At 72.3% G+C, this 13,331-nt stretch carries 9 protein-coding genes; 6 read left to right on the top strand and 3 right to left on the bottom strand.

From position 1 onward, the window contains the following. Nucleotides 1-77 precede the first annotated feature (77 nt). From FNH08_RS28830 to FNH08_RS28820, 3 genes are all read left to right on the top strand, one after another. Nucleotides 78-2,861 (top strand): alpha/beta fold hydrolase, encoded by a 2,784-nt coding sequence (locus FNH08_RS28830; protein ID WP_152774460.1) that lies wholly within the window; start codon nucleotides 78-80, stop codon nucleotides 2,859-2,861. After that, nucleotides 2,858-3,721 (top strand): ABC transporter permease, encoded by an 864-nt coding sequence (locus tag FNH08_RS28825; RefSeq protein ID WP_152774459.1) that lies wholly within the window; start codon nucleotides 2,858-2,860, stop codon nucleotides 3,719-3,721. The genes FNH08_RS28830 and FNH08_RS28825 overlap by 4 nt, the downstream gene beginning before the upstream one ends. 144 nt (nucleotides 3,722-3,865) lie before the next feature. Then, complete coding sequence (locus FNH08_RS28820; protein ID WP_152774458.1) at nucleotides 3,866-5,464, top strand: vWA domain-containing protein; 1,599 nt, start codon at nucleotides 3,866-3,868, stop codon at nucleotides 5,462-5,464. A gap of 14 nt (nucleotides 5,465-5,478) precedes the next feature. Here the strand turns inward: FNH08_RS28820 and FNH08_RS28815 are convergent, their stop codons facing one another. Further along, nucleotides 5,479-6,084 carry a chorismate mutase gene (locus tag FNH08_RS28815; RefSeq protein WP_322725645.1) on the bottom strand — a complete coding sequence of 202 codons (606 nt, stop codon included), beginning with the start codon at nucleotides 6,082-6,084 and terminating at the stop codon, nucleotides 5,479-5,481. Nucleotides 6,085-6,463: 379 nt separating this feature from the next. Here FNH08_RS28815 and FNH08_RS28810 point away from each other — a divergent pair, with 379 nt between their 5' ends. Beyond that, entirely contained in the window at nucleotides 6,464-8,383 is a 1,920-nt protein-coding gene (locus FNH08_RS28810) for an AMP-dependent synthetase/ligase (protein ID WP_152774457.1), read from the top strand. A 171-nt stretch (nucleotides 8,384-8,554) separates the two neighbouring features. Beyond that, the gene (locus FNH08_RS28805) at nucleotides 8,555-9,415 is read left to right on the top strand and encodes a chaplin (RefSeq protein ID WP_322725643.1); all 861 of its coding nucleotides are present in this window, start codon (nucleotides 8,555-8,557) and stop codon (nucleotides 9,413-9,415) included. 53 nt (nucleotides 9,416-9,468) lie between these two features. On the opposite strand, the gene FNH08_RS28800 is transcribed toward FNH08_RS28805, so the two are convergent. Then, nucleotides 9,469-10,740, bottom strand: coding sequence for an NAD(P)-binding domain-containing protein (locus tag FNH08_RS28800; RefSeq protein WP_152774456.1), 1,272 nt, complete (start codon nucleotides 10,738-10,740; stop codon nucleotides 9,469-9,471). Continuing rightward, a complete protein-coding gene (locus FNH08_RS28795) occupies nucleotides 10,740-11,978 on the bottom strand; it encodes a carboxylate--amine ligase (RefSeq protein ID WP_152774455.1) in 1,239 nt (412 codons plus the stop codon). The genes FNH08_RS28800 and FNH08_RS28795 overlap by 1 nt, the downstream gene beginning before the upstream one ends. Before the next feature lie 187 nt (nucleotides 11,979-12,165). On the opposite strand from FNH08_RS28795, the gene FNH08_RS28790 reads away from it, so the two are divergent. Then, nucleotides 12,166-13,331 (top strand): glycoside hydrolase family 26 protein (locus tag FNH08_RS28790; protein ID WP_152774454.1); only part of this gene is annotated, 1,166 nt, incomplete at its 3' end.

Below are 13,331 nucleotides of genomic sequence, written 5' to 3'. Positions count from 1 at the left end.
CCGTACCCCTCTGGGAGGTACCCCACTTCCGCCCGGGGTCGGCCTCGGGCACTCCCCGCTGCCCTTACCGTTGACGCATGGATCTTCGACTACCCGCCTTGCGAGGCAAGAGGCGCTGGGCGGCGACGGCTGCGGCCGCCGCCGTCGCCGTGCTCGCCGGCACCGGCGTGTGGACGGCCGCCGCCTCGGACGACGCACCCCAGGTGCACCGGGCCGACAAAATCATGAACATGGGCGGCGGAGTGAGGATCGACACCTCGTACTTCACCGCGGACTCCGGCGACGGCGGCCGCCGCCCCGCCGTACTGCTCGCACACGGCTTCGGCGACAGCAAGGACTCCCTGCGCCAGCAGGCGGAGGACCTCGCCCGCGACGGGTACGCGGTCATGACATGGTCGGCACGCGGCTTCGGCAAGTCGACCGGCAAGATCGGGCTCAACGACCCGAAGGGCGAGGTCAAAGACGTCACCCGGCTCATCGACTGGCTGGCCGAGCGGCCCGAGGTCGAGCTCGACAAGAGCGGCGACCCGCGCGTGGGCCTCGCCGGCCCCTCGTACGGCGGCGCGATCTCGCTGCTGACCGCCGGGTACGACCAGCGGGTTGACGCGATCGCCCCGGCGATCACGTACTGGAACCTGGCGGACGCCCTGTTCCCGAACGGCGTGTTCAAGAAGCTCTGGGCCGGCATCTTCGTCAACACCGGCGGCGGCTGCGACAGGTTCGAGGCCCAGCTCTGCGCGATGTACGACCGGGTCGCCGAGACGGGCAAGCCGGACGCCGAGGCGGAGAAGCTCCTGAAGGAGCGCAGCCCCGCCGCCGTCGGCGACCGCATCAAGGTGCCCACCCTGCTGATGCAGGGCCAGACCGACTCGCTCTTCCCGCTCGGCCAGGCGGACGCCGCGGCCAAGGCGATCCGCGCCAACGGCGCCCCCGTGGACGTCGACTGGATCGCGGGCGGGCACGACGGCGGCGACATGGAGGTCGACCGGGTGAACGCCCGGGTCGAGTCGTGGTTCGACCGCTATCTGAAGGACGAGTCCGGAGTCGACACCGGTCCCGCCTTCCGCGTCTCGCGCCAGGCCGGCCAGGCGGACAACGACGGCACGGTGCGGCTGACCGGCGCGAACTCGGACACGTACCCCGGCCTGGGGAGTGCGATGCGCCCGGTCGCGCTGGCCGGCCGCGAGCAGACCTTCGACAACCCCGCCGGAGCCAACCCGCCCGCCATCTCGGCCCTGCCCGGCCTCGGCGACGCCGGTGGCCTCGCCCAGCTCTCCGCGCTGGGGCTCGGCATCTCCTTCGACTTCCCGGGCCAGTTCGCCGCGTTCGACTCGAAGCCCTTCGCGGAGGACCTGCAGATCACCGGCTCGCCATCGGCGACGGTCCATGTGAAGTCGACCAGCGAGGACGCCGTGCTCTTCGCGAAGGTCTACGACGTAGGACCGGACGGCCGCCAGCAGGAGCTGCCCTCCCAGCTGGTCACGCCCCTCCGGGTGGAGGGCGCCAAGGCCGGCAAGGACGTGACGATCACGCTGCCGGCGATCGACCACGAACTGGACGACGGCCACCGGCTGCGCCTCGTCCTCGCCTCCACGGACCTCGGCTACGCCTCCCCGACCACTCCGGCGAAGTACACGGTGTCCCTGAAGGGCGACCTGCGGGTTCCGGCGCCCCTGGGCGAGGACACCGCCGCGGCGCCGCTGCCCTCGTGGGTCTGGTGGCTGCCCCTCGCCGGAGCGGCGGTGGCGCTCGCGCTGCTGCTGACGGGCCGCCGACGGATCGTCGCGTCCGCGCCCGACCCGGAGCTGGCCGACGTCCCGCTCCAGATCACCGGCCTGAGCAAGCGGTACGCGAAGTCGGCGGACCGGTACGCGGTCAAGGACCTCTCCTTCCGCGTGGAGAAGGGCCAGGTGCTCGGCCTCCTCGGTCCGAACGGCGCGGGCAAGACGACGACCCTGCGCATGCTGATGGGCCTGATCAAGCCGGACGGCGGCGAGATCCGCGTCTTCGGTCACGCGATCCGGCCGGGCTCCCCGGTGCTGTCCCGCGTCGGCTCCTTCGTGGAGGGAGCGGGCTTCCTGCCGCACCTCTCCGGCCGCGAGAACCTGGAGCTGTACTGGCGGGCCACGGGCCGCCCGCCCGAGGACGCCCACCTGGACGAGGCACTGGAGATCGCGGGTCTCGGCGACGCCCTGGCCCGCGCGGTCCGCACCTACTCCCAGGGCATGCGCCAGCGGCTCGCCATCGCCCAGGCGATGCTCGGCCTGCCCGACCTGCTGATCCTGGACGAGCCGACCAACGGCCTCGACCCGCCACAGATCCGTGAGATGCGCGAGGTCGTCATCCGCTACGCGGCGGCCGGCCGCACGGTCATCGTCTCCAGCCACCTGCTGGCCGAGGTCGAGCAGTCCTGCACGCACCTGGTGGTCATGGACAAGGGCCGGCTGGTCCGGTCGGGCCTCGTCGCCGACATCATCGGCGGCGGCGACACCCTGCTCGTCGGCCTGGCCGCCGACATCGCCGACCCGGTGGTGGAGAAGGTGGCGGACCTGCCGGACGTGGAGTCGGCGGTGCGGACGGAGGGCGGACTGCTGATCCAGCTGACCCCGTCGTCGGCACCGGCCGTGGGTTCCGCCGTGGGTTCCCCGGCGGCCGACCGCGCCGCCGGTGCGGAGGGCCGCGCCGAGGGTACGGCTGCCAAATCCAGCACCTCGGTCTCCGAGGGCGCACCCGACGGCGTGTCCGGGCGGAGCGCATCCCTCCTCGTCGAACTCGTACGGCTGGAAGTCCCCGTCGCCTCCCTCGGCCCCCACCGCCGCCTGGAGGACGCCTTCCTCACCCTGATCGGAGGTTCCGGATGAGCACGCTCACCCAGCCGCGTGAGGTGGCCTCCGGCTACCGGGCGGGGCGGACCCTGCCGCTGCGCGTCGAGCTCGTACGGCAGCTGAAGCGGCGCCGCACGATGGTCATGTTCGGCATCCTGGCCGCCCTGCCGGTCGTCCTGCTGGTCGCCTTCCAGGTCGGCGGCCAGCCGGGCGAGGGCGGCAACCGGGTGAACCTGATGGACACGGCCACGGCGTCGGGCGCGAACTTCGCCGCGGTGAACCTCTTCGTCTCCGCGGGCTTCCTCCTCGTCATCCCCGTGGCGCTGTTCTTCGGGGACACGGTCGCCTCGGAGGCCAGCTGGTCGTCGCTGCGCTATCTGCTCGCGGCACCCGTGCCCCGCGCCCGGCTGCTGTGGTCCAAGCTCGTGGTCGGGCTCACTCTCACCCTGGCCGCGATGCTGCTGCTGCCGGTGGTCGCGCTCGTCGTCGGCTCCGTGGCGTACGGCTGGGGCCCCCTGCAGCTCCCCGTCGGCGGCACGATGCCCACGGGCACGGCCGCCCAGCGCCTGCTGATCGTCGTGGCGTACATCTTCGTGTCCCAACTGGTCACCGCAGCGCTCGCGTTCTGGCTCTCCACCCGCACGGACGCGCCGCTGGGCGCGGTCGGCGGCGCGGTGGGTCTGACCATCATCGGCAACGTCCTCGACGAGGTGACGGCCCTGGGCGACTGGCGTCACTTCGTCCCCGCGCACTGGCAGTACGCCTGGACCGACGCCGTTCAGCCGCAGCTCCAGTGGGACGAGATGATCCCGGGCCTGTCCATCTCCATAACGTACGCCCTCGTGCTGTTCGCCCTGGCCTTCCGCGGTTTTGCCCGGAAGGACGTCGTCTCCTAGGTCAACGGAGGATCACCCACCGGTCTCGGCGGGCCCCCGCCGTGGCCGCTTCGCAATCCATCCGCAACACCCCGTGCCGCACGTTCCGGCCCCCTCCCACGTCACAGTCACAGACGTCGACGTCAACGGACCAAGGGGGCACGGATGCTGAAGCGGTGCCGAGCACGACGACTGCGCGCCGGGCTGCTGGCGCTCACCGCGGCGGGCGGCCTGCTGCTCACGGGGTGCAGCGGGGGCGGCAGCGGCGACCAGAGCGGCTTGTCGGACAAGGCGAGCAGGGGTGGCGGCCCCGCCCCCGCCCCCGCCTACAGCCAGGGCACGGGAGAACAGGGCGACAGCGAGGACGAGAGCCAGGACCAGGACGACCGCTCCCGCGACCTCCTCGCCCCGCCCCCCGACTACCTCTCCACGTTCGCGCTCGACGTCGACACCGCCTCGTACGGCTACGCGCGCCGCACCCTCGCCGAGGGCAACAGGCCCGACCCGTCGACGATCCGCCCCGAGGAGTTCGTCAACAGCTTCCGCCAGGACTACCGGCGCCCCGACGGCAACGGCTTCTCCGTGACCGTGGACGGCGCCCGCACGGCCGGCCCCGGCAACCGGGACTGGTCCCTCCTGCGGGTCGGCCTCGCCACCCGGCCGAAGGAGGACGAGGACGAACGCCCGCCGGCCGCGCTCACGTTCGTCATCGACGTCTCCGGCTCCATGGCCGAACCGGGCCGCCTCGACCTGGTCCGCGACGCCCTCGACGTGATGACGGAGCGGCTGCGCGACGACGACTCGGTGGCCATCGTGACGTTCAGCGACGAGGCCGAGACCGTGCTGCCGATGACCCGCCTCGACGGGAACCGCGACCGGGTCCACGACGCGGTCGACGAACTGGAGCCCACCGACTCGACCAACCTCGGCGCGGGCGTCGAGACCGGGTACGCCACGGCCGTGGAGGGCCTGCGCGAGGGCGCGACCAACCGGGTCGTCCTCCTCTCCGACGCGCTCGCCAACACCGGCGACACCGACGCCGACACGATCCTCGAACGCATCGCCGACTCCCGCCGCGAGCACGGCATCACGCTCTTCGGTGTCGGCGTGGGCAGCGACTACGGCGACGCCCTGATGGAGCGCCTCGCCGACAAGGGCGACGGCCACACCACGTACGTCTCCACCGAGGCCGAGGCCCGCACCCTCTTCTGCGAGGAACTCCCGCGCCACGTCGACCTCACGGCCCGCGACGCCAAGGCCCAGGTGTCCTTCGACCCGGAGACCGTCGAGGAGTTCCGCCTCATCGGCTACGACAACCGCCAGGTCGCCGACGAGGACTTCCGCGACGACCGTGTCGACGGCGGCGAGGTCGGCCCCGGCCACACGGTCACCGCTCTCTACGCCGTCCGCACCCGGCCGGGCGCCTCGGGCCACCTGGCGACGGCGACCGTCCGCTGGCTCGACCCGGACACCCGCACCCCGCACGAGGAGTCGGGCTCCCTGGAGGCCCGGTCCTTCCACGACGACCTGTGGACCTCACCCCGGGGCCTCCAGGTGGCCGCCGTCGCCGCGTACTTCGCCGACGCCCTCCGCGGCGGCGACGACCGCTGGTCCACGCTCCCCGGCCGTCCGTCACTGGGGCAACTCTCCGAGCGCGCCGAGGAGTTGGCGAGGGACCGGGAGGACAAGGACCTGTACGGCCTCGCGGAGGCGATCGAGACGGCGGACCGCGGCGCACCGATGAAGGGGCCGGAGCCGGAGTGAGGCCGGCCGGGGGCTCAGCCCTGGCACACCGACGGCAACGCCCGCACCAGCCCCTCCACATGGAGCACGTCCAGCCGGTGCCCGTAGGCCGACCGCACCGCGGACACCCTCAGGCGCGGCTCGCACGACGGCCCGTTCCGCAGCGCCTGGGTGTCCCGCAGCGCGGCCAGCAGTTCCGTGGTGATGCGGTCGAGCTGCGGACGGACCTCCTTGACGAGGTCCGGACGCTCCGTCGGCCGCTGCTCGGGATGGGCGTCCCAGCGGGCGTACAGGCCGCGCTGGACCAGCTTGTTGGCCTCGATCTGGTCGCGGAAGACCGCGGCCACGGCGTCCGGATCGAGGCCGAGAGCCACGGCTCGCGCGGCGACGTCGTCCAGGATCTGCCGCTCGCGCACCGGGTCGTCGATGGGCGTGTCGGTGCCGTACTTGGCGGCGGCCACCTTGTCGGCCAGCAGCAGCCGCTCGGCGAACAGGTCGGTGAGCGGGGCGAGCCCGGGTGCGACGGAGGACGCGCGTACGGGAGTTGACGGCACCGCGGCGGCCGGCGCGGCGCCGGCGAGGGTGACGGCCGCCGTGGCGCAGACGGCGACGAGAGCGAACCGGAGGCGTTGGGGGCGCACGGGGGGTTCCCTTCAGTGGGGGAGGGTCAGGCGCCGGGCCCTCGCCCCACGCCGTGCAGCAACGTATCGACCACGAAAGTGGCCAGTGACTCCGGGTCCCGCCCGCGCGCGTCCTGCAACGCCTCCCCGATCACTGTCGGCTCCTGCGGGACCCGCGGCTCCCGCGGCCCCGGTCCCGGCCGCCGGGTGCGTCACCCGCCCGGTGCTGGAACCGGAACCGGCAGCACAGCCCGCACCCATGTGATCATCGTTTGGGAAGAATGAGCGAAACCCATTGAATTTCCCCTACGCGCCGGTAAGTTGACTCCCCGGTAAGCACAGAGGGTACGGAGCGAGTACGCGCGGCAGCACATCGGCGCAGCCGCGACCGGGAGCCGTCATGGGCGTACGCAAGGACTTGAATCAGGCGAAGAAGCGCGGTGACCTGGCGGACCGCGTCAGGGTCGAGGTGGTCCGGGACGAGCACGGCACCGTCCGTGAGGCGAGCACCCCGGCCCTCGCCCGGCCGCCGGCGACCGGCAGCATCGCCGACCTCCCCTTCACCAACGCGGCCGAGGCGCCCGACGCCGTCGTCCTGCGCCACAAGGAGGCAGGCATCTGGCGCTGGGTCTCGGCCGCCGAGTTCGCCCGCGAGGTCACCGTGACCGCGAAGGGACTGATCGCGGCCGGCCTGGGACCGGGCGACCGTGTCGCGGTGATGTCCCGCACCCGCTACGAGTGGACGGTCCTCGACTTCGCGATCTGGGCGGCCGGCGGCCAGACCGTCCCCGTCTACGCCACGTCGTCGCCCGAGCAGATCGAGTGGATCGTACGGGACTCGGGCGCGCGCATGGTGATCGCGGAGACCGCCGAGAACGCGGAGGCCGTGTGTACCGGCACCGCCGAGCACCCCGAGCCCCCGCGCACCTGGAAGATCGACGAAGGCGCGATGGCCGAACTCGCTGGCCTCGGCCGGGACGTCCCCGACGAGGAGGTCACCAAGCGCCGCGCGGCCCTCACCCCCGACTCCGTCGCGACCGTCTGCTACACCTCCGGCACCACCGGCCGCCCGAAGGGCTGCGTGCTCACCCACGCCAACCTGCACGCGGAGGCCGCCAACACGGTCGAGCTGCTCCACCCCGTCTTCAAGGAGGTCTCCGGCCAGGTCGCCTCCACCCTCCTGTTCCTCCCGCTCGCCCACATCCTCGGCCGGACGATCCAGATCGCCTGCGTCATGGCCCGTATCGAGCTGGGCCACTGCCCGAGCATCAAGCCCGACGAACTCCGGCCCGCCCTCAAGGAGTTCCGCCCCACGTTCCTGGTCGGGGTGCCGTACCTCTTCGAGAAGATCCACAACACCGGCCGCGCCACCGCCGAGCGCATCGGCCGCGGCTCCTCCTTCGACCGCGCGCACCGCGTCGGGGTGCGCTTCGGGGAGGCGTACATGAACAGGTTCCTCGACCGGGGCAAGGGCCCGGGCCCGGCGCTGTACGCCGCCTGGGCCCTGTACGACCTGCTGGTCTACCGCCGCGTCCGGCGCGAACTCGGCGGCCGTATGCGCTACGCCATCAGCGGCGGCTCCCCGCTCGACCGCGACCTCAACCTGTTCTTCTACGCCGCCGGGATCATCATCTACGAGGGCTACGGCCTCACGGAGACCACCGCCGCCGCCACCATCGTCCCGCCCCTGCGCCCCCGCCCGGGCACGGTCGGCCAGCCGGTCCCCGGCACCGCCGTCCGCATCGCCGACGACGGCGAGGTGCTCATCAAGGGCGGCATCGTCTTCGGCACCTACTGGGGCGACGAGGCCGCCGCCGACGCCGTGCTCACCGACGACTGGTTCGCCACCGGTGACCTGGGCTCCCTCGACGAGGACGGCTACCTCACCATCACCGGCCGCAAGAAGGACGTCCTCATCACCTCCGGCGGCAAGAACGTCTCCCCGGCCGTCCTGGAGGACCGGCTCCGCAGCCGCCCGCCCGTGGGCCAGTGCGTCGTCGTCGGTGACAACCGCCCGTACGTCGCCGCCCTGATCACCCTCGACCCCGAGGACGTCACCCACTGGCTCTACGTCCGCGGGATGCCCGCCGACACCCCGCTGTCCGAACTGGCCTCCGACCCCCGGATGCGCGCCGACGTCCAGAAGGCCGTGGACTACGCCAACCAGGCCGTCTCCCGCGCCGAGTCCATCCGGGAGTTCCGGATCGTGGAGGGGGAGTTCACCGAGGCCAACGGCCTGCTCACCCCGTCCCTCAAGATCCGCCGCCACGCCGTGACGACGACGTACGCCACCGAGATCGAGGAGCTGTACGGAGGCTGAAGGCTGATCCGGCCAGTTGATTCCGGCGCGGCAAACGGGTGAATCCCCGAGAGCCCCCGCGTTCCGTGGTTTCTTCGTTCGTCTTTCTCTCGTTCACATTCCGCAGGCCGTGGCCTTTACGGCGCCAGGGTCGGCCTTTCCCCCTTCGACGAGCAGGAAGACAACACGATTGTGCGACAGACCCTGAGCAAGGGAATGGTTGCGGCTGCTGCCGCGACGGGCATTCTGTCCCTGTACAACCCCTCGGCACTCGCGGACTCGAGTGCGGAAGGCGTCGCCAAGGACTCGCCCGGCGTCCTGTCGGGCAACGCCGTCCAGGCTCCCGTGCACGTTCCCATCAACCTGTGCGGCAACACCGTCAATGTCGTCGGCGTCGCCAACTCGGCCTTGCGCAACGCCTGCGCCAACGAGTCGACTTCGCACAAGTCCGACGACGGCGACCGCCACGGTGCCTCCCGGCACGACGACGGGAACGGCGCGGACGGTTCGCAAGCGTCGGGCTCCTCCCACGATTCCTCGGGAACGCACGATTCCTCGGGAACGCACGATTCCTCGGGAACGCACGGTTCCGCGAAGGAGCACCGTTCCTCCGGTGCCTCGGCGCACGCGGTGGCGAAGGACTCGCCCGGCGTCGGCTCCGGCAACGTCGTCCAGTTGCCATTGGACATCCCGGTCAACGCGTGCGGCAACGCGGTGGACGTGGTCGCCGTGTTCAACGAGGTGTTCGGCAACAAGTGTGTCAACGCCGAGTCCCCGAAGGAGCACGAGGACGCACCCGAGGAGCACCCGGACACCCCCGAGCACCCGGACACCCCCGACACGCCCGACACGCCCCGGCACCAGCCGCCCAAGTCCCCTCGGGTGACTCCCCCGGCCAAGCCGTCCACGGAGCCGGGCAAGCCGTCCGTCACTACGCCGGCCATGGCGGAGACCGGCGCTGAGGGTGTGGCCGCGGCCTCGGCCGCCGGTGCCGCGCTGATCGCGGGCGGGGCCCTTCTGTACCGGCGGAGCCGGGCGGCCTCCCGCCGCTGACGCCCGAGGGGGCCGGACGCTGGGCGTCCGGCCCCTTCGTCATGTCCGGTCCGTCACCGGCTCCGGATGGCGGACCCGGTCCCGGCCGCCCGGGACCCTGCCCCGGGCCTCGGAATCCCCCGGCCCGGCACCCCGGAGTACAGCCGTCGCCGTACGCCTCGTACCAGCGTCCCCGCCGTGAACGTCGCGCCCTGCACGAAGCGCATCGCGGGACCGAAGCCGGAGGCCGTCGTCAGGCCCGCGAGGAACAGCCCGGGCACCGACGACTCGAAGTCCCGCCCGACCGCGGGCGAACCGTCCGCCACGGCCGCCAGCCCTCCGCGTACGTCCTCCGCCAGCAGACCGAGCCGGTCGCAGGTGGCCTTGAACCCGGTGGCCGCGATGACGTGCTCGGTCTCCAGCGCCGACGCCTCACCGCCGCGGCCCACCGTCTCCAGCCGTACACGCCCGCCCGATTCGAGCGCGGACGTGATCCGCTGTCCGAGCCGCACCTCGACCACCGGCTCCACCCGGTCGCGCACCCACCAGGCGCCCGCCGGGCCGAGGGCGGTCGCCGCGATGTGCGTCCGCTTCGCCTCCGGGAGGCGGTGGAACCAGCCCGGCCGCTCCGAGTAGAACCAGTTGCGCCAGCCGACGCCCAGACCGCTCTGCGGTGAGCGGACCGACTTCCAGGGCGAGCGCTCCAGGGGCGCGGGAAGCCCGTTCCAGTACAGCCGCGGGGCGCGCACCAACACCCGGGCCCGCGTGCCCTGTTCGGCGAGCAACGCGGCCGTCTCCAGAGCCGCCTGGCCGCCGCCGACCACCGTGACGTCCCGGTCCCGGAAGCGGTCGAGGTCACTGTGCTCACTGCTGTGCGAGACATACGACGGCGACAAGGACCTCAGCGCGGACGGCACTTCGATGAACGGCATGACGCCGACAGCCAGCGCCACCGTCCTCGCACGCAGCGTCTCCCCGTCGTCCAGGACGGCTTCGAAGCCGCCGGGGCAGAACTGAAGGCCCTTCACCATCCGTTCGTCGACGAGCGGTACGGCGTGCCGGGCGAACCACAGCCCGTACGACGCGAACGCCTCGACCGGAATCGGCTCGCCGTGCCGGGCCGTCATGCCCTGCTCCTCGCAGTACACGTCCAGGCGCCACTTGCCCTCCGGGTCCGAGAGGTTGGACGCCCACGGCTCCGACTTCAGGAACATGCCGCGGGGCATGTGGTCCCGCCAGGACGCCATGGGCCGCCCGACGACGCGCAGGTTCAGCCCCGCGGCCGCGGCATGGGCCGCGATGGACAGTCCGTAGGGGCCGGCGCCCACCACCAAAAGGTCGTACATCAGAAGTTGCTCGCTCTCTCGTCATCGTTCAGGTAAGCCGGGGCGCCCGTCTGGCGTACGATCCGCACCTCGGGAGCGGGTCTGCGTTCCGACAGGCGACGGACCGCGTGCCGGCACCACAGGGCCCACAGCGCGATGCCCGGCACGAGGTCGTCCCGGGCGTGCCAGGCCAGTTCGCGCCGTCGACGCGGCAGCAGCGCGGTCAGCGGCGCGTAGTTCTCCACGACGAAGTCCCGGCCGGGCAAGGGGTTTCCGTCGGGGACCGCGCGGTGGGTCAGATCCAGGTGCAGGGCGCGGACGACGTCCACTCCCGCCGTGTCGGCGAAGAGCCGGAACTGGGCGCCGGGGCGCGGATTGAAGTCGAGCAGGTGGTACGCGCCCGTGCCGTCCCGGCGGAAGTCCAGGTCGAACACCCCCCGGTAGCCGAGCGTGCTCACCAGCCGTTCGGCCAGCGCCTGCACCTCGGGGTTCGGCGTCCAGCGGCCCACCGTGGTCAGGCCCGCGCCCTGCGGCCAGGCCCGCTGTTTGCGGCCGGGGCCGCCACCGCGCACCACGCCGTCACGGTCGGCGTACCCGTGGAAGAACCAGTCACGGTCCTGCCCGGGCGGCAGGAACGCCTGGAGCAGCAGCCGGCTCCCCGCCTCCTCCGTCCGCCGGAACAGCGCCTGCGCCTCGCCCGCCGAGCGCACCACCTGCGTGCTGCGCAGTCCCGACCCGGTGGGCACCCGCCACGGACGGCTCCACTTCGCCACCAACGGCAGCCCCAGCTGCCAGGCGAAGTCGGCTGCCTGGGCCGCGTTCTCCGGGATCAGCGTCACCGGATGCGGAAGGCCCAGGCGCGCGCACACGGCGGCGAGCTCCGCCTTGTCGGCCACCCGCTCGGCGAGGTCGACGGGCTGGTCGGGGAGCAGATAGTCGCCCGCGAGCTCCGCGCGCAGCCGGCACACGGCGAGGGCGCTCGCGTCGTCCATGGGGATCAGGACGGCGGGCCGGCCGATCCGGGCGGCGGCCCGGCGCAGGACGGCGGCGAACTCGACCAGGGACGCGCCCGGTGGCGGCGGGGAGTGCGTGGCGGACACGAAGCGCGACCGGGAGTGCGGGCCCGCGGAATCCGCGACCACGTGCACCTCCACACCGGCCCGGCCGAGGGAGCGCACGGCTCCGAGTGTTCCGTGGTGGAAGGGGTTCCGGTCGATTCTCAGCAGAACGGCTGGGACGCGGGCGTCGAGCAGTGACATGGGCGACTTCCTTTCGGGGCGTTCGGGAGGGATCACCCGGGCGGGCGAGCGGACCACCCGAAGGCCGGAGCCTCGGTGGCGGAGTGCGTATTCATATGACTGGGTGTCAGGAGGAGAGCTGTGAGGACGACGCGGCTGAAGCGAAGAGCAGCGGGCGACAACGCAGGAGCTGCGGAGAGGAGCGTGCATGGGCCCACAGCGACGGCGACCCCGAGGCGGACGGCTGGCGTGCGTCGCCGGTGTGGCCGCATCGGTCGTGTTCGTCTCGGGACCGGGGAGCGCCGTCGGCGCCGGCCCGGCGCCGGGCGGTGACCTTCCGGTTCCCGCCCCGACCGTGTCGACGACCCCGAAGAACAAGCCGAAGGACAAACCGAAGAACAAGAAGAAACCGGGCGTGGTGGCGCCCCGGGCGCCGTTGTCACCCACACCGGGCGTCCTCAAAGGGCCGGACATCCCCGACCAGCGGGCCCCGGCCTTCGGCGCCTACCTCGACTACGGCCCGCAGGGAGTGGACCGTATCGCCCGGCTCGGCGAGTGGCTGGGCGGGAGAGAGCTGCGCGTGGCGCACACGTACCTGCCGGGCGACCGGTGGAGCAACATCGAGGGGCCGCAGGGCTTCCTGGAGGCGTGGGCCGAGTGGCGCCGGCAGAAGGCCGACCGGATGTTCGTCCTCAACGTGCCCATGATGGAGCGCAACGAGGAGGGCGTTCCCGACGACGAGGTCCGCGGGCTGCTGCGGCACGGCGCGTCCGGCGCGTTCGACCACCACTTCCGCCGGCTGGCCGAGCGGCTCGTCGGGCTGGGGGTGCCGGACACCGTCATCGTGCTCGGCTGGGAAATGAACGGCATGACGTACACCCATCGCTGCGGGCCGAACCCCACGGACTGGAAGCGGTACTGGAAGCGGATCGTCAGAACGATGCGGGCCGTGCCGGGACAGCAGTTCACGTTCGACTGGACGCCGAACCGCGGCCGGGACGCCATTCCCTGGACCCAGTGCTACCCGGGGGACGACACGGTCGACATCATCGGCATGGACTCCTACGACCAGCCGCACGGGCTGTCGTTCGACGGACAGGTGACGGAGCCCTACGGGCTGCAGGACCACGTGGACTTCGCGAAGGCCCACGGCAAGCCCGTCTCGTATCCCGAATGGGGACTCTTCCGCAACGGCGACAACGCGGAGTTCATGAAGGGCATGCTCGCCTGGATGGACCGGCACAAGCCGCTGTACCACACGATCACCGACTACTGCCCGCACGGTGTGTGGCAGTGCGGGGCCAACCCGAAGGCATCCCAGATCTACCGTTCCGTGCTCTCCGGCCGCAGCGACCTCGTGCCCCTGCCCGACCC

Source organism: Streptomyces spongiae, from assembly GCF_009377185.1.
Taxonomy (GTDB): domain Bacteria; phylum Actinomycetota; class Actinomycetes; order Streptomycetales; family Streptomycetaceae; genus Streptomyces; species Streptomyces spongiae.
The sequence above is the reverse complement of the archived record's forward strand: the minus strand, read 5'-3'. Positions and strand labels throughout refer to the sequence as shown.